Source organism: Stenotrophomonas sp. NPDC077659 (assembly GCF_050268705.1).
Classification (GTDB): domain Bacteria; phylum Pseudomonadota; class Gammaproteobacteria; order Xanthomonadales; family Xanthomonadaceae; genus Stenotrophomonas.
Window position 1 is genome coordinate 1 of the sequence record NZ_JBNNHG010000017.1, and the last position, 16,847, is coordinate 16,847.

The 16,847-nt window shown below is 68.1% G+C and carries 14 protein-coding genes; 3 read left to right on the top strand and 11 right to left on the bottom strand.

Annotated features, from left to right (window positions below; all coding sequences use genetic code 11):
• Positions 1-984 (top strand): virulence factor family protein (locus ACQKDV_RS04395; protein WP_427782570.1); only part of this gene is annotated, 984 nt, incomplete at its 5' end.
• Positions 985-1,166: 182 nt separating this feature from the next.
• Here ACQKDV_RS04395 and mprF read toward each other — a convergent pair.
• A complete protein-coding gene (mprF, locus tag ACQKDV_RS04400; RefSeq protein WP_427782571.1) occupies positions 1,167-3,731 on the bottom strand; it encodes a bifunctional lysylphosphatidylglycerol flippase/synthetase MprF in 2,565 nt (854 codons plus the stop codon).
• Between the two features lie 194 nt (positions 3,732-3,925).
• Here mprF and ACQKDV_RS04405 point away from each other — a divergent pair, with 194 nt between their 5' ends.
• Complete coding sequence (locus ACQKDV_RS04405; RefSeq protein ID WP_313442627.1) at positions 3,926-4,273, top strand: RidA family protein; 348 nt, start codon at positions 3,926-3,928, stop codon at positions 4,271-4,273.
• A 67-nt stretch (positions 4,274-4,340) separates the two neighbouring features.
• Here ACQKDV_RS04405 and rnfB read toward each other — a convergent pair whose 3' ends face one another.
• From rnfB to ACQKDV_RS04440, 7 genes are all read right to left on the bottom strand, one after another.
• Complete coding sequence (gene rnfB, locus ACQKDV_RS04410) at positions 4,341-4,754, bottom strand: Rnf electron transport complex subunit RnfB (RefSeq protein WP_427782572.1); 414 nt, start codon at positions 4,752-4,754, stop codon at positions 4,341-4,343.
• A gap of 23 nt (positions 4,755-4,777) precedes the next feature.
• Positions 4,778-5,368 carry an HAD family hydrolase gene (locus ACQKDV_RS04415; protein ID WP_427782601.1) on the bottom strand — a complete coding sequence of 197 codons (591 nt, stop codon included), beginning with the start codon at positions 5,366-5,368 and terminating at the stop codon, positions 4,778-4,780.
• A gap of 76 nt (positions 5,369-5,444) precedes the next feature.
• A complete protein-coding gene (gene metG, locus ACQKDV_RS04420; protein ID WP_427782573.1) occupies positions 5,445-7,520 on the bottom strand; it encodes a methionine--tRNA ligase in 2,076 nt (691 codons plus the stop codon).
• 102 nt (positions 7,521-7,622) lie between these two features.
• Positions 7,623-8,072 (bottom strand): DUF2147 domain-containing protein, encoded by a 450-nt coding sequence (locus tag ACQKDV_RS04425; RefSeq protein WP_427782574.1) that lies wholly within the window; start codon positions 8,070-8,072, stop codon positions 7,623-7,625.
• A 247-nt stretch (positions 8,073-8,319) separates the two neighbouring features.
• Positions 8,320-8,727, bottom strand: a complete 408-nt coding sequence (gene gloA2, locus ACQKDV_RS04430) for an SMU1112c/YaeR family gloxylase I-like metalloprotein (protein ID WP_427782575.1) — start codon at positions 8,725-8,727, stop codon at positions 8,320-8,322.
• Entirely contained in the window at positions 8,724-10,661 is a 1,938-nt protein-coding gene (locus ACQKDV_RS04435; RefSeq protein ID WP_427782576.1) for a DUF885 domain-containing protein, read from the bottom strand. The genes gloA2 and ACQKDV_RS04435 overlap by 4 nt, the downstream gene beginning before the upstream one ends.
• Positions 10,662-10,812: 151 nt before the next feature.
• Complete coding sequence (locus tag ACQKDV_RS04440; RefSeq protein ID WP_427782577.1) at positions 10,813-11,493, bottom strand: DUF502 domain-containing protein; 681 nt, start codon at positions 11,491-11,493, stop codon at positions 10,813-10,815.
• 75 nt (positions 11,494-11,568) lie between these two features.
• Here ACQKDV_RS04440 and ACQKDV_RS04445 point away from each other — a divergent pair, with 75 nt between their 5' ends.
• Complete coding sequence (locus tag ACQKDV_RS04445) at positions 11,569-12,846, top strand: hypothetical protein (protein ID WP_427782578.1); 1,278 nt, start codon at positions 11,569-11,571, stop codon at positions 12,844-12,846.
• A 1-nt stretch (position 12,847) separates the two neighbouring features.
• On the opposite strand, the gene ACQKDV_RS04450 is transcribed toward ACQKDV_RS04445, so the two are convergent.
• From ACQKDV_RS04450 to ACQKDV_RS04460, 3 genes are all read right to left on the bottom strand, one after another.
• Complete coding sequence (locus tag ACQKDV_RS04450; protein WP_427782579.1) at positions 12,848-13,312, bottom strand: DUF4442 domain-containing protein; 465 nt, start codon at positions 13,310-13,312, stop codon at positions 12,848-12,850.
• A gap of 165 nt (positions 13,313-13,477) precedes the next feature.
• Positions 13,478-15,103, bottom strand: a complete 1,626-nt coding sequence (locus ACQKDV_RS04455) for a CHASE2 domain-containing protein (RefSeq protein ID WP_427782580.1) — start codon at positions 15,101-15,103, stop codon at positions 13,478-13,480.
• Positions 15,100-16,752, bottom strand: coding sequence for a FecR domain-containing protein (locus tag ACQKDV_RS04460; protein WP_427782581.1), 1,653 nt, complete (start codon positions 16,750-16,752; stop codon positions 15,100-15,102). Before ACQKDV_RS04460 ends, ACQKDV_RS04455 begins: the two co-directional genes overlap by 4 nt.
• Between the last annotated feature and the right edge of the window lie 95 nt (positions 16,753-16,847).

Sequence of the window (16,847 nt, forward strand, 5' to 3'; positions counted from 1 at the left end):
CACCTGCCGCTGGTGGGCGGTGATGGCGAGGGCGCCGAAATGGCCTACACGCTGGCCGCGCAGGCCGATACCCAGGTGTTTGCCGGCCTGCTGACGACCGGCTTCTGCCCTGACCACAGCCACGAGCGCATGGTCTGCGGCGATGGCGTGACGCACAACCGGCTGCAGCCGACCGAACTGAATTTTCCGTGGCTGAGTGCGGCCGGTGGCAATGGCTGCAAGGCCGGCCAGGCCAGCGCGTTCGTGCAGCAGGTGGCGATGGCCCGTGAATTCAAGCGCACCACACGTGGCGATGCCTCACCGGGCCTGGTGGCGGCCGCGCGGGTGATGGGGGCTCAGGTGGGCGTGAGTCTGGCACCGCCGCCGACCGCACTGAAGGGCCTGCCGGTGGTGGAAGTGCCGGCCAGCGGCAACGGTGGCAGGCTGGCGATCTTCGTCTCCGGTGATGGCGGCTGGGCCGGTCTGGACAAGAACGTCGCCGCCTCGCTGAGCGAGCAGGGCGTTGCCGTGGTCGGCATCGATTCGCTGCGCTACTTCTGGAGCGAGCGCACGCCGAAGGGCTTTGCCGAAGACCTGCAGAAAATCATCGACCACTACAAGCAGCAATGGCACCGCGACAAGGTCATGTTGATCGGTTTCTCGCAGGGCGCCGACGTGCTGCCGGCCTCCATCAACCAGCTGCCGCCGGCCACCCGCGATGCGCTGGATCGTATCGTGCTGCTGTCGGTGGGCCGGAAGGCCGATTTCGAGTTCCACGTCAGCAACTGGCTGGGCGGTGGAGGGGGTGGTCTGCCGATCGCGCCGGAAGTGGCCAGGCTGCCGGCAGCCAAGACCCTGTGTGTGTACGGTAAGGATGACGAAGACGCGCTGTGCCCGGATCTGCCGGCCAACGACGGTGTGCAGAAGATGAAGCTGCCCGGCGACCATCACTTCAACGGTGATTATGATCGGTTGGCTGACGTGATCCTCAAGGGTGGCGCCTGACCCGTAGCGCCGGGCCATGCCCGGCGGAGAGCGTGCGAACCAACGGTTCGCACCCACCCGGGGGAGAGAGTTCGCACCCACCCGGGGGAGAGAGTTCGCACCCACCCGGGGGAGTTCGCACCTACCGGGGCGGGGGCGAACCCTTCAGGTAGCGCCGGGCCATGCCCGGCGGAACAGCCCGGTCACCCGCGGCGCGGGTCCAGTGAAATCAGCCGCGTGGCATCCAGCAGCGCCGCCGGCAGATGCATGCCGCCGGGTGCGGCCAGATAACGCGGGCGCCACTGCGGATCGAACTTCGACTTGAAGCGGCGCAGGCCGCTGAAGCCGTAGAAGCGCTCGCCATGCCGTGCCAGCAGCCCGGCCAAGCGGTTCCAGCGGCCGGCCAGACGGTGCTGGGCCAGCCCGGACAACGGCGCCATGCCCAGCGAGAAACGCGCATAACCCTGCGCACGGCCCCATAGGAACAGTTCGATGAACAGGAAATCCATCGTGCCTTTCGGTGCCTCGTTGACGTGGCGCATCAGGTCCACCGACAGTTCGGCACCGGCCGGTGCCTGCCACAGGTTGGCGAAGGCCACGATCTCTCCTTCGGCCTCGACCAGCGCCACCGGGAAGCGCATCAGGTAAACCGGATCGAAGCTGCCCAGCGAGAAGCCTTTTTCGTCACCCGCCTTGTCTTCAAGCCAGGCATTGGAAATGGCGTGCAGGCGCGGCAGCAGATCGGGAATCTCCTCCACCGGTGCCACGCGGAATGAAAGATGGCTGCGCTTGCCGCGGTTCCAGGCCTGGCGCAGGTCGGCGCGCTCGCGACCTTCCAGGCCGAAATCGTGCAGCGGCACAATGGCTTCCTCGCCCAGCTTGACCAGGCCCAGACCGAGGTCCAGATAGGTCTGCCAGTAGGCCTCACCCACCTGGTAGAACACCGGGCGCAGGCCCAGGCGATCAGCTTCCTCGCGGAAACGCCAGATCAGTGCGCGCGCGACCTCGGGCGGGCCGACCGGATCACCCATCGCGATCAGTGAGCCACCGTAGCGCTGCATCATCACAAAGCCCTGTTGCGCTTCGTCGCGCAGCACCGCCTTGTCGGCGGTCAGCACCAGGCAGGCCTGGGTGTCGGTGGCGCCGGCCAGCACCGGTGCCAGCGCCCGCAGCGTTGCCTCGTCGGCGGGCGGCAGCGGGCTGCGCGTGCTGTGCAGCAGGCGCGCCAGACCGAACATCACCAGCGCGATGGCCACCACCAGCAATGCGCGCAGGGCACGTGGCGCATTGCCGGACACCGCGAACTGCCACCACAGTTCGTTCTGGTATTCGACATGGCTGTAGGTGAAAAACAGCAGCCAGGTAACGGCCACCAGCACCAGCCCGAGGTTGCGCAGCCACGGCCACGACCAGGCTTCATCCAGCAGGGCGCCCTGGCGATAGAACTCGCGGCGCGCGGCCCACAACGCCATCGCCGCCAGCACCGCAGAGAACGCGATCAGCAGTTGGCCACCGCGCAGCCACAAGGGCACGGGCGTGATCACGCACACCGCCATCGCCAGCACCCACGCGGCATGGCTGCGCCGCGCCAGGCCCTGGCCGATCAACAGCAGGGCGACACCGCCGAGGCTGCCGATCAGGTGCGAGGTTTCCAGGATGGGCAGCGAGGCATTGAGCAGATGGCGGCGCGGCGTCGGCAGCGTGCCGTCGATGACCAATGCCGCGCCGATGCTGAACACCGCCAGCGCGATGATCTGAGGCAGCCACGGGCGCAGCGCATGCCAGCCGGCGCGGGTTGCCCCGGCGCTGGCCTGCAGTGGCTGGCGCAGCGCCGGGGCGAGAGCGAGCAGGGTGGCCAGCAGCAGCGGCAGCACGTAATAGGTCACACGGTAGATCAGTGCAGCGGCGAGAACGGCGGCCGGTGCCACCTGCGGCAGCAGCTTCAGCAGGCTCCACTCGAACACACCCAGCCCGGCCGGCACCGTCGACACCAGACCGGCCAGCACGGCCACCAGGTACAGACCGACGAAGCCGGGCAGGCCGGTGGGCGTGGAGTCGGGCAGCAGCACGTAGAACGCGGCACTGGCCAGCACCAGTTCGATGACGCTGAGTACGGTGACGCCGAGCATGGTGCGGCGGTCGGGCAGCCACAGGCCATGGCCGAAGATGTGGAACTGGCGCCCGTCACGGCCCACCAGCAATACGGTGGCGGCGTAGGCCAGCAGCGCCAGGATGCCCACCACGCGCACGGCTGCAGGGTCCAGCGGCAGAGCCAGCGCAGCGGCAGCCGGTTCCATGCACAGGGCCACGCCGATCAGCAGCCACGCGCCGAACACGAAGCCCAGCGTGCTCATCAACACCACCTGGCCGATCTGCGCCAGATCCAGCCCGGCGCTGCGGTAGCCGCGCAGGCGCACGGCGCCACCGGTCAGTGCTGCAAAGCCGACGGTCTGGCCCAGCGTGTGGGCGAGAAAGGCGGTGATGCCCACGCGTGCGGGGTGCACGCGGATGCCGCTGCGGCGCAGGCCGATGGCATCAAAGCCGATCAGGCAGGCGTAGCTGGCCAGGCCCAGCAGTACGGTGAGCGCGATCTGCGCGCCGCTGAGCTTGTGGAAGGCTTCGCGGATGGCGCGGTAGCCATGCTCGTCGAACTCACCGGCCAGCCCGTGCAGGGCCAGCGACAGGATCACGAGCGGAACGACGATGGTCAGGACCCGCTTCCATGCGGGGGTATGCGAAGCGGTGGAGGGGTCGTTGGCTGGGGTCATCGGCGCAAGGGTGCGGCAGCGGGGGCGAGGGTGGTGTCAACGTGAACGTGGCGCATCGTGCGCCTGTCGCTGGCGTTTGACCAGCACCGGCACTGTGCGGCGATTGGCGGCAGCGATCCGCCATGGCAGAGGCCACATTTTCCTGCGCGGCTGGGTGAGAATGAGGCTCTGTCCACCCTGCAGGAGCCACGCCCATGATGGAGCGTTACGACGTCGGACCGCGCATGTCCGAGATGACCGTGCACAACAAGGTTGCCTATCTCTCCGGCCAGATTCCGGAAGACACCAGCCAGGACATCACCGGGCAGACCCGGCAGGTGCTGGCCGAGATCGACAAGCTGCTGGCGCTGGTGGCCAGTGATCGCCAGCACGTGCTGCGTGCGGAAGTGTTCCTGGCCGACATTGCCGATTTCGACGGCATGAACAAGGCGTGGGATGAGTGGGTGGTGGACGGTGCGACCCCGGCACGCGCGACGTTCGAAGCGAAGCTGGCGCACGCCGAGTGGAAGGTCGAGATCGTGATCACGGCGGCCGTGCCGTAAAGCGGAACCGCGTGAAGCGGGGTCAGAGCCCTTTCCTGCGGAAAGGAATCCGACCCCAATCCACCCGTTACCGTGGCACGAGGTCGATGCAGTCCACCGGGCACGGGGGAATGCACAGCTCGCAGCCGGTGCACAGGTCGGCAATGACCGTGTGCATGTACTTGGCTCCGCCGACGATGGCATCCACCGGGCAGGCCTGGATGCACTTGGTGCAGCCGATGCAGTCGGCTTCGACAATCACTGCTACCTGCGCGGGCTTGTGGTCGCCGCGTGTGCGGTCGAACGGCAGAGCCGGCACGCCCAGCACCTGCGCCAGCGCCCGTGCGCCGGCATCGCCACCGGGGGGGCAGCGGTCGACGCCCGCTTCGCCGCGTGCCATCGCCTGTGCATACGGGCGGCAGCCGTCATAGCCGCATTGCCCACATTGGGTCTGCGGCAGCAGGCGGTCCAGGCGTTCGGTCAGGGGCGGAATCAGGCTCATGCGTGGCGAAGGCTGCGCGTTGGTTACTTCAGGGGTTTGCCGCGGTACCAGCGCTCGTGGGCGAGGTCCAGCATCGGGCGGTCTTCGTAGCTGTCACCGTAGGCATGGATGCGCAGGTAACGCGACAGGTCAAACTGGCGGCGGATGTGCTCGACCTTGCGCGGGGCGCAGTCGCCGCCCGCATAGCGCCCGGTCAGACGGCCATCCTGGCTTTCCAGGCGGTTGCAGATCAACTGCAGACCCAGCTGTTCACACCACGGCCGCAGGTAGAGGTCCAACGAACCGGACACGATCACCACGGTGTGCTGTTGTTCCTTGTGCCAGCGGATCTGCTCCAGCATCTGCGGGCGCATCACCTCGGGCAGCACGTCACGCGCGAAACCGGCCGCCAGCGTGGCGATGTCATCGGCATGGCGTTGGCTGAAGGTGAGGCGGGTGACGCGGGCGCGGATGCGCTCGGCGGAAATGATGCGCAGGCGGTAGGCCAGCAGCCAGGGGCCGACTTTCCACCATGCCCGCGCCAGCTGCTCGGGTGTGGCCACGCGGCGCAGGAAGCGGCCATAGGTATCGCAGGTGGTGACGGTGTGGTCGAAATCGAACAGCGCCAGTTCCATCCTGCTCTCTCCCATGGCGATGCGTTCCGTGGCGGTCTGCCTGAAGGGGCGCGGCGGGGGCCGCGCCCGCACGGCATCAGCGGACCGGCATGCCCGGCTGCGCGCCGCTGTCGGCGTCGAGCAGGGCCAGCGCGCCACCGTCGAAACCGGCCGACAGGATCATGCCTTCGCTCAGGCCGAAGCGCATCTTGCGCGGGGCCAGGTTGGCGATGAACACCACGCTGCGGCCGACCAGCGCTTCCGGCTCGCCGTAGCTGGCGCGGATGCCGGAGAAGATCTGGCGCTTGCCCAGATCGCCGGCATCCAGCTCGAAGCGCAGCAGCTTGTCCGAGCCTTCCACGAACTCGCACACCAGCACCTTGCCGATGCGCAGGTCGAGCTTGGCGAAATCATCGATGCCGATGCAGGCCGGTGCGTCGGCGCTCTTTGCTTCGTCCTTGGCCGGGGCAGCCGGCTTCACGGCTTCGGTCCTGGCGGCGGGGGCGGCAGCGGCGGCCGGCTGCAGGGTGTCCTTGGAGGCGTCGATCATGGCGTCAATCTTCTTCGGGTCGATACGGGTGAACAGCGGGGTGTATTCGGAAATGCGGTGGCCCAGCAGCGGCTGCGCCAAGGCGGTCCAGTCGTTCACCGGCGCGGCCAGGAAGGCCTCGGCCTGCGCGGCGGTGGCCGGCAGCACCGGCTTCAGCGCGGTGACCAGCACGCGGAACAGGTTCAGGCCCTGGCTGCACACCGCCTGCAGCTGCGCGTCGGCGCCTTCCTGCTTGGCGATGACCCACGGCTTGACCTCGTCGATGTAGCGGTTGGCTTCGTCGGCCAGGGTCATGGTCAGGCGGATGGCAGCAGCCGGGTCGTTGCGCTCGTAGGCTTCACGGATCGGCGCCAGGCCATCGACGAAGCGCTGGTACTGCGTGGCGTCGGGCAGCTGCGCGGCCAGCAGGCCATCGAAGCGCTTGCTGATGAAGCCGGCGCAGCGGCTGGCCAGGTTGACGAACTTGCCGACCAGATCGGCGTTCACGCGCGCCACGAAATCGCCCAGGTTCAGGTCGAGGTCGTCCACGCCGCCGCTGGTCTTGGCCGCGTAGTAGTAACGCAGGGCTTCCGGTTCCAGGCCGGCGTCGAGGAAGGTGCGCGCCATCACGAAGGTGCCGCGCGACTTGCTCATCTTCGCGCCATCGACCATCAGGTAGCCATTGACGTGCAGGCGGGTGGGCGCGCGGTGGCCGGTGCCGTGCAGCACGGCCGGCCAGAACAGGCCGTGGAAGTTGACGATGTCCTTGCCGATGAAGTGGTGCAGTTCGGTGCTGGTGCCTTCGCGCAGGTGCGACTCGAAGTCCTCGCCGAGCGCGCCGCACAGGGTCTGGAAGCTGGACAGGTAGCCGATCGGCGCATCCAGCCAGACGTAGAAGTACTTGCCCGGCTGGCCGGGGATCTCGAAACCGAAGTACGGCGCATCGCGCGAGATGTCCCACGCGCGCAGGCCACCGTCGGCGTCCAGCCATTCCATCAGCTTGGCCTTCACCCCGGGCAGGGCGACATCGCCGGCCAGCCAGCTGCGCAGGAAGCTTTCGAAACGGCCGACCTCGAAGAAGAAGTGTTCCGAATCGCGGATTTCCGGCGTGGCGCCGGAGATCACCGACTTCGGCTCCTTCAGGTCGGTTGGGTTGTAGGTAGCGCCGCACACTTCGCAGTTGTCGCCGTACTGGTCGGCGCTGCCGCAGTTGGGGCAGATGCCCTTGATGTAGCGGTCGGGCAGGAACATGCCCTTGGCCGGGTCGTAGAACTGCGCCACCGAGCGGCGGCTGATGTGGCCGGCCGCTTCCAGCTTCAGGTAGAACTGCTCGGTCAGCGCCTTGTTGGCCGCCGAGTTCGTCGAGTCGTAGTGGTCGAAGGCCACGCCGAACGCGGCGAAATCGCGTTCATGGCCGGCCTGGATGTTGGCGATGAAGGTTTCCGGGGTGACCCCGGCCTTTTCCGCCGCCAGCATGATGGGCGTGCCGTGGGTGTCGTCGGCGCAGACGAACCAGGCCTTGCCGCCGCTCATTCGCCGCGCGCGCACCCAGATGTCAGCCTGGATGTAGCCGACCAGATGGCCCAGGTGCAGCGGGCCGTTGGCGTAGGGCAGGGCGGTGGTGACGAGCGCGGTACGGGTCATGGTCGCGGGGTGCAGCCGAGGGGAACCGCAGAGTATCGCATGCCTGCAACGAGGTGACCCGGCCGCGGCCGGGTCACGGGGGTACGGCGCGGGCCGGGAGCGTTACTCGCGGACCCAGGTCTGGGTGCGGCAGATGAAGGCGATGCAGCCGGACACGTCCAGCTTGCCGCCGCCCGGCTGCAGCTCCAGCTTGGACTTGTAGGTCTTGCCATTGGCCGGGTCGAGGATGGTACCGCCGGACCACTTGCTGTGGCTGCCCTTGTCCTGGGACAGGTTCCAGAGGATGGTCATGCCCTTCACCGGCTTGTTCCTGTTGGCGCCTTCGCAGCCGTCGCAGACCGGGTTTGGACCCTTGTCCGAGTGCAGGATCTCGACGACCTTGCCGGTGAGCCCGCCGTTGGCGGCCTGGCTGATTTCCACGATCGACTTCACCTTGCCGGTCTTGTCGTCGATGGTCTTCCAGCGGCCGGCGGCGCTGTCGGCGGCCTGGGCCGACAGGGCGGCCAGGCACAGCGGCAGTGCCAGCAACAGGGTCTTGAAGGTCTTGCGCATGGTCCCCTCCCAGGGTTCATTCCGGCACGGCGCCGGTACAGGGCGACTGTATACCCATTCGGCGGGGTATGGGGAAGGGGGGGCTTTGCAGGGCTTGCAGCCCTGCACCTGCGGTAGTGCCGGCCGCTGGCCGGCAACCTCCAGAGCAAGAGCGGCATTCCGTGGGATGGCAGGGGCGGTGTGGGATTGCAGGACACGCCGTAAATCCATCCCTGAAGTGACCCCCTAAAGTTGGACAGTTGGGGGATCAGACGGCCTCGTACAGCTCCAGCGGCAGCTCGTCGGGGTCGGCGAAGAAGGTGAAGCGCGCGCCGGTGTATTCGTCCACGCGGATCGGTTCACAGGCCACGCCGCACTCGGCCAGGTGCTGGATGAACGGTTCCAGCGCAGCCACCCGGAAGGCCAGGTGGCGCAGGCCCTGGGCTTCGGGGCGGCTGGGGCGCGATGGTGGAGCGGGGAAGGAGAACAGTTCCAGCTGGCCACCGTCGGGCAGGGCCAGGTCCAGCTTCCACGAGCCGCGCGCGGCGCGATGGTGCTCGGCCAGCACGCGCAGGCCGAGGATGCGCACGTAGAAATCCCTGGAACGTGCGTAGTCGCTGCAGATCAGTGCGGCATGGTGGATGCCCAGCAGGCTGCGGTTCGCTGCGCCGCTCATGGCGTGGGCGTGGCCGATGTCGAAGCTGGCTGATCCAGCCAGCGATCAACCTTGTGTGACAGCACGTCCAGCGGCATCGAGCCGTCCTTCAGCACTTCGGCGTGGAAGCGGCGCAGATCGAACGCGGCGCCCTGGCGGGCCTTGGCCTTGTCACGCAGTGCCAGGATCGTGCCCAGGCCTGCCACGTTCGACAGCGCCTGGCCGGGCTGGGCCATGATCCGTTCCACTTCGGCGTTGGCGTCGTCCTCGCTCATGTCCACGGTCTTCTGCAGATAGCTTGCTGCCTGCTGCTTGCTCCAGCCCTGCGCGTGTACGCCGGTGTCGGCCACCACGCGCGCTGCGCGCAGCAGGCGCGAGTACAGGTAGCCGATACGGTCGTAGGGGTCGTTGTAGACACCCAGGTCGTCGCCGAGGGTTTCGGCATACAGGCCCCAGCCTTCGATGAAGGCCAGATCACCGCCGAGACGGCGGAAACGCGGCAGCTTGGCCAGTTCCTGCTGCAGGCCCAGCTGCACGTGGTGGCCCGGGATGGCTTCATGCAGGTACTGCACCGGCACGCTCCAGCGCTTGCGGCTGGGCAGGTCGCGGGTGTTGATGTAGAGCACGCCCGGCTGTCCGGGCTGGCCGGGCTGGTAGGCGGCCGCGGCCGCAGTCAGTGCGCGCTCCGGCTCGACCGCGCGCACCTCCAGGCGATCCTTGGGCAGGGTGTCCAGGATCTGCGGCAGGCGCGCATCCACCTGCTGCTGCAGCTGGCGGTAGCGGGTGATCAGTGCGTTGGCATCGGCATACTGGAACTGGCGGTCGCTACGCATGTTCTTCAACAGCTTGGCCTGCGAACCGCGCAGTCTGTTGTCTTTCATCACCGTGGCGATCTGCGCGTTCAGTTCCTGCACGCGCTGCGTGCCCAGCGCGTGCAGCTGCGCGGCGGTCTGGTCGCTGGCGGTGGTCTGCACGATCAGGTTGGCGTACCAGGCCTGGCCATCTGGCAGGGCACCCAGGCCGCTGCTGCTGCGGGTGGCGGGCATGTATTCGGTGGCGATGAAGCCGCGCAGGGCGCGGTAGGCCGGCATGATGCGTAGTTCGATCATGCGCTTGTACTCGGCGCTGATGCGCGATTTTTCCTCGGCCGGGATGTCGCTCGGCATGGTCCTGATCGGCGACCAGAAGATGCTTTCCTCGGCGGTCGGGGTGATCACCGCGTCCAACTGCGGCAGCACCTTTTCCATCAGGTCACGCGGCTGCACCACGCCGGCCTTCATGCCCTGGCGCATGTTGTCGATGGCCTGGTTGAACAGATCGGGGATGCCCAGCGAGCGGCGCGACCAGGTGTCGTAATCCTTGATCGTGTTGAACGGCTGCGCGCCGGCACCGGCGCCGAGGATCGCCATGATGCTGCCGATGTTGTAGTACTGGCTGATCGGCATCATCCAGCTTGGGTAGCGCTCGGCGGCCAGCGATGCACGCGCATCGCGCACGAAGATCTCATAGCTGAGCAGGTCCTGGCCCTGCAGGCCGTCGCTGCCGACTTTCTCGACCTTGCCCAGCCACTCGGTGGTGAAATCGTGTGACTGCTGGCGCCATGCGGCCGACAGGATATTGGGCAGCTGGTCGTTGTAGCGGGCTTCGCCCTGGAAGGTGGCCTGCAGCGGATTCAGCCGCATCGAGGCGTCCCAGTATTCGTCGTACAGGCGCTCCAGCTGCACCTGCTTGGGCACGGCGCGGGCCGGTGCGACGGGGCGCGCGGCGGCGCGGCGTGCGGTGCTGCTGCGTGCCGGCGTGGCGCGTGTCGGCTTCGCCTTCGGCTTGGCGGCCTGCCGGGTCTGCGCGGCGGCGGGGCGGCTGGCCTTCTTCTTCGCTGCTTCGGCCGAGGGCACCGCACTGAACAGGAACAACGCGGCGATGGCGGCGGCCAGGGCGCGGGTGGGATACGGCATCAGGAGCTTCCGTGGAACACAGACCGTGGAGCTTGCACGATCCGGGCGCGTACGGCCAGCGTGAAGGCGCAGTCAGCTGGCTGCCGCTGGGGCTTCAGTCAGCCACCGCGTCCACCGCGAAGGCATCGCTGAGCAGACCGCTGCGGTTGCCTTACGGCCGTTCGCCGGCGCGGGTGAACGGAACGCTGGACGGAGCCACGGCGCCACCGGAAATGATGAAGCTCATCGCCTGGTCGACGGTCCAGTCGGTGGGGGTCAGCAGTTCCACCGGAACGATTTCCAGGTAGCCCGAGGTCGGGTTGGGCGTAGTTGGCACGTACACCGCCGCCAGCTCACGATCAGTGCCCTGTTCCTTGATGACCCGGGTGACCAGGCCGATGGACTTCATGTCACGATGCGGGAAATCGATGAGTACCACGCGCTGGGTACTGCCCGGCTCGGTCTGCAGCATGTCCAGCAGTTTCTTGGCGCTGTCGTAGATGATGCTGGCCAGCGGGATGCGCTTGATGACGGCGCCGACCCAGCGCAGCAGGCGCTGGCCGACCACGCGGCGGCTGGCCACGCCCACCGCCAGGATGACCAGCAGGGTCGCCAGCAGGGCGATGGTGTCCTGGATCCACTCGGCACGCACCCATCCCAGGTAATGCGGGAAGTTGGTCGCGATCTCTTCGGAGAGCGGCACCACCAGCGGGCTGGAAATGCCCGACAGCAGTACGAAGACAAACTTCACCACGACCCAGGTCAGCCAGATCGGCAGCAGGGTCAGCAGGCCGGTCAGGAACAGGCGCTGCAGGGAAGGGCGGGGGACCAGGGCGGGGGCTTCGAGCGACATCCGCGCATTGTAGCGGCCGCCGGTGCTCGTTTACGCTGGGCAGCCAGGCGGAGTGCCATACAGGGAAGGGACGCTGTGTTGAGGATTCTGCGCGGAGTAGGCTGGGCCCTGCTGGGGTTGCTGCTGCTGGTAGTCCTGCTGTGGACCCTGTCGCGGTTCTGGCCGCTGCCAGCGGCGCAGCGGGAACAGGTGCGCCTGCTGGAGGATGTGCGGCCGCTGCCGGGGAAGAATGGTTTCGCGCTGCTGTGGACGCTGCCCTTTGATGGGCTGGACCCGGCCCAGCGCGCGGCCGCGCTGGCGCAGGATGTGCGGCGCTTGCAGACCGGGGCCACGCCCGGCAATGAGGATTCGGCGCTGGCGGCTACGCACCCGGTGGTGAAGGTCGACAGGCAGGGTTACTGCCGGCCCACCGGCGAGCGCTGTCTGGCCAAGGTGCGCGCGGATGTGCAACGGTTCAGTGCCAGCCATGCCGGACATGAAGGCCTGCATGAACGCCTGGATGCGCTGGCCGATGCTGATCGCTTCGACACCCTGTTCCAGCCTGACGGTGTCACGTGGCTGTTCCCGATGCCGCGCTACCAGACCCTGATGGATGGCAGCGGCGTGCACGCGCTGGCCTTCGTGCAGGGCGATGTTCCTGCTGCGCTGGCCGGCAGCTGCCGTTCGGTGCAGCTGGGCAGGCGGTTGATGCGCGGTGGCAACACGCTGGTTGACAGCATGATCGGCGCCGCGGTGGTACGCACCAATGTGCACCTGTTGGCGGAGATGCTGTCGGAACTGCCGCCCGACCAGGTTTTGCCGGCGGCCTGTGAAAGCGCACTGCAACCGATGGAAATCGCCGGCCAGCGCCTGTGCAGGGCCATGCAGGGCGAGTTCGCGATGAGCAGGGCCGCCATCGACAGCTCGCTGCAGCAGACCGGCGCCGTGCTGATGCTGGGGCGCGAGCACACGCTTGGCCGCATGGCATCGAATCTGGGATGGGCATGTGACCCCGCCAATGACCGACTGTTGGCGGCCGACCAACCGCTGGTGGTCGGCCGCGTCGGCGGCTGGGAGTTCGGCTGCCTGTCCAACATGGTGGGATGCACGCTGAGCGACATCGCGGCACCGGCCTACCAGGACTATGCGGCGCGCAGCCAGGACGTGGCCGCGCTGCTGCGCCTGCTGGGGGCGCAGCGCTGGCTGCGGCTGCAGGCGGATGCGCCGCAGCAGGCCCTGCAGCGGCTGCCTGCGCAATGGCGGTCATCCACACGCACGCCGGTGCTGTCTGCCGATGGCACGCACCTGCAGGTGCCGCGGCGTGCGCGTGACATCGATGCCAAGGGCGAGTCGGTACTGTCGGTGCCGCTGTAGGTCAGGCCGCGTTGCCGCGTGCCTGCGGTTTCAGCCGTACGTAGACCTGCTTGCGCACGCGGGCGACGACCTCGCCGGAGGCATCGACCACGTCGTTGCTGAACCAGCGCAGGACTTTTTCGCCGTTGGCCGCCTCGCCGCGCAGTTCATCCAGTACCGCTTCGTCGATATGGAAGGCGGTGCGGACGGTGCCGCGGCCGGGCTTGAGGAATTCAATGGCGCCGGCGCGATCCCACACGTAGTAGTCGCGGCCCAGGGTATGCAGCAGGCCGAGCATCCAGAACGGATCGGTCATGGCGAACAGGCTGCCACCGAAGTGCGTGCCGACATAGTTGCGGTTCCAGGGGCGCATCCGCAGCTCCACCTCGATCTGCCGGTAGTCCGGGGTGATGCGGTTGACGTGGATGCCGGTGAACAGGAACGGCGGCCACAGATTGATGCCGAGGCGGAAGGTGCTGGCTTTCATCGGAGGCAGGGCGCAGGGGCGAGGAGTCGAGTCTAGCCATTCGCATGCGTATGGTGAACCCCTGCCGCCTGTTCGACGGCGCTGCGTTTTACCCTTCGTAGCGTCGAGCTAGCTCGACGGCTCTTCGCGCGGTGTCAGGAAAAAGCCAGTCGAGCAAGCTCGACGCTACGGGTCACCGCCCATGGCATACCCGTCGCGGCCGTTGTCCTTGGCGCGGTACAGGGCCGCGTCGGCACCTTCCACGAAGTGATGGGGTTGCAGCATGCCGTCGGGCACGCGGGTGTAGACGCCGATGGTGAGCGTGATGCCGGCAGCGCTCCCGTCGCCCGGGTGCGGCAGTGCACGTACGCAGGCAATGAGGTCTTCGATCACCTGGCGCGCACCGTCGGCCGGCGTGTCGGGCAGCACCAGGGCGAATTCGTCGCCACCGTAGCGTGCAGCGATGTCGCGCGGGCGGCGCGCGTGCGCGGCGATCAGCCGCGCCACGTCGCGCAGCACGCCGTCACCCACCTGATGCCCGTGCCGGTCGTTGTGCTGCTTGAAGTGGTCCACGTCGATCAGGGCCAGGCTCAGTGGCTTGCCGCTGCGCCGCGCGGCATTGCATTCCTCCTGCAGCGATTGTTCGAAACGCAGGCGGTTGCCCAGCCCGGTCAGCGCATCGCGGTTGGCCTGGCGGTGCCAGGCCGAGATGCGCCAGACCGCCCACACGACCAGCACCAGCAATACACCGAGCTGGGCGCTGGCCGGTGCCCACCACAGGTTGCCTGCGCGCAGCAGCATCCAGCTCAGCAGCGGTGCCAGCGGCAGCGCGCACAGGGCCGCCAACCACGGCAGGCGCAGCCCGAGCAGCAGCACGTACAGTGCCACCACCAGCCCGGACAGCAGATCCTGCACGACACGCGGTATCACCTTGATCTGTTTGTCCTGCAGCAGCATCGAAGCGATGTTGGCCTGGTACTCGCTGCCGCTCATCCAGTATTCGCGGGTGGTCGGTGTCAGCAGCCGCGGTGCGATGCCGCTGGCGGTCATGCCCACGACGATGCGGCGGCCGCGCAGCAGCGACGCGTCCACCTGGCCCTCGAGCACATCGGCATAGGACACCTGCGGCAGGCGCCCGGGCGGACCGGCATAGCGCACACGCACGTAGTCATCGCGCCGCCATTGATAGGGCGATTCCAGCGCCGGATCAGGGTCGGGCAGGCCATGCACGCGGTCGGCCGGAGTGTCGGCCAGGGCCAGTCCCAGGGCCGGCCAGTGCGCCTGGCCGATGCCCGCGCGCAGGTACACGCCGCGGGCAACGCCATCGCCATCGACTTCAACATCACTGTGGCCGATGGCCGCGGCGCTGGCGGCGATCAGCGGAATCGGCAGCAGTTCCTCGGCCAGGCGGTCGCCCGCTGCCGGCGCGGCCAGCACGGGCAACACCACGCGGCCATTGCGGCGGACGGCCGCGGCCAGCGCGGCATCCTGGCGCGCATCACCGCGATCCGGCTCGGACAGCATCAGGTCCAGCGCTACCCGCTCCGCGCCGGCATCGGTCAGCCGGTCCAGCAGGCGCGCATGCACCGAGCGTGGCCAAGGCCACTGGCCGATGCGCTGCAGGCTCTCTTCATCGATGGCTACGATCAGCACGCTGGGATCGGGCCGGTAGCCCCAGTCGCCCACCGTCAGATCGTAGGCGGCTTCGTCCTGCCGCCACAGCAGCTGCCCGTGGCTTACCACCGCCGTGGCTATGCTGGCCAGCAGGGCCAGCAGGATGCGGTGAGACCAAGGCAGCGGTAAGCGTCTCACAGCAGCAACCACAGCAGCAGCGCACCGCCACCGGCGCCGTAGCACAGCCGGCAGGGCAGTTTGACCTGCTGGGGTGGCGAGAACGGGCCGGCGTGGCCGTCGTCGTCGATGTACTGCACGCGCACGTGCAGGGGGCCGCGCCAAGGTCGCTTGAGGCTCACCTGTGGCTGCGCCAGCGTTTCATCCACCAGCGGCGCACGGAAGTCGCCGTGCCGGTCCACCTGCACGCGGTAGCGCTGGCCGTCGCTGCCCGCCTGCCAGCGCAAGGTCAGTTCGCGGTGGGCGGCGTCGGGCGGTTGCAGGCCCGGGTTGATCGGCTCATCGGTGAGCTGCAGGGGCAGGGCCTGGCCGAACGGCCCCTGCCGACCCTTGTCATCGCGTGAGGCCACCCGCCAGAAGTACTGGCCCGGCGGCAGCGGTGCGGCCAGACGCAGGGCGGTGCCGGTGCTGGCCTGCTGCTGCAGCGGGGCCAGGAAACGCGGTTCGTCGGCGATCTGCAGCACGCTGCTTCGGGCACCGGGTGCCTGGCTCCAGCGGAAGCGCGGCCGGTCGCTGTTGACGGTCTGGCCGTGCACTGGTGAGACCGTCAGTGGCGGTGGTGGCTGGTCGCTGACCAGGAAATCGGCACTGGCATCGAGGCCTTCCACGCCCTGCGCATCCACTGCGCGCAGCAGCAGGCGCAGCGCGCCGGGCGGCAGGTCGTCAATGATCAGCGAGGTGTCGGTGGTGGTGGCCGCGAACAGCAGGATCTCCGGTGTCGCCGCCAGCACCACCTCGATCCGGTAGTGTTCAGCACCGGCAACCGGCTGCCACGCCAGCTGCGCCGGCAGTGGCGCCAGAGTGGTGGCATCGCTGCGCAGCTGCGGAGCAGGCAGCAGCACCGAAGCGGCTTCAGGCGCTACATCGGCACGGGCGCTGCGGCTGGCGTGGCCGGGGCGGACCAAGCGGTGGCCATGACGGTTGCTGACCTGGACCCGGCCCTCCAGCACTTCGGTGGCACCGGCCTGCGGGCCATCGCCGGCACTGACCCGGAATAGTGTGCCGCGCACGCTGCTGGTGGCGGTAGGGGCATCGATGATGTAACGCGAGGCCGGGCCGCGTGCAGGCGTCACCCGGTTGCTGGCGCGGCCCTGCTGCAGGCGCATGCGGGTATCGACCATGCCGGTGCGGCCGTAGCGGCTCAGCTGGTCCAGGCGCAGCTGCGAATGCTCGCGCAGCTGCAGGCGCGAGGCATCGGCGAATTCAACGGTGACGCTGGCGTCGGCGGCGGTCTGCACAGTGTCGCCACTATGCAGCAGCTCACCGGCCAACAGGGCACGGGTGGCACTGCCATTGGCGGCCGTCAGCCATACGCTGCCACGCACGGCCAGCACCCGGGCCGGGGCCGGTTCCACCCGCAGCCAGCGCACTGGAAAGCGCAGCAGTCCACCGGGCGGCAGCCGGTACGGGTTGTCGATGCGGTTATGCTGCTGCAGCTGCTGCCAAGGCACATCGGCCTTCAGGTACAGGCCACCCAGATCCCAGAGGGTATCGCCGGGGCGCACCCGGTAGTTCCAGTCCTGTGCGGCAGCAAGGGCGGGCAGCAGCAGGGCGCACAGCAGTGCGGTGAAACGGCGCGCAAGGAATGACGATGAACGGCCAATGGTCACGGAGTGCTGTCCCGGCTGTGCGGGGCGCAGCTGCAAGACCTCATGGCCCCGACCTCATCCCCCCGAATGGATCGTAGCGGCTGAATAAACCGCTA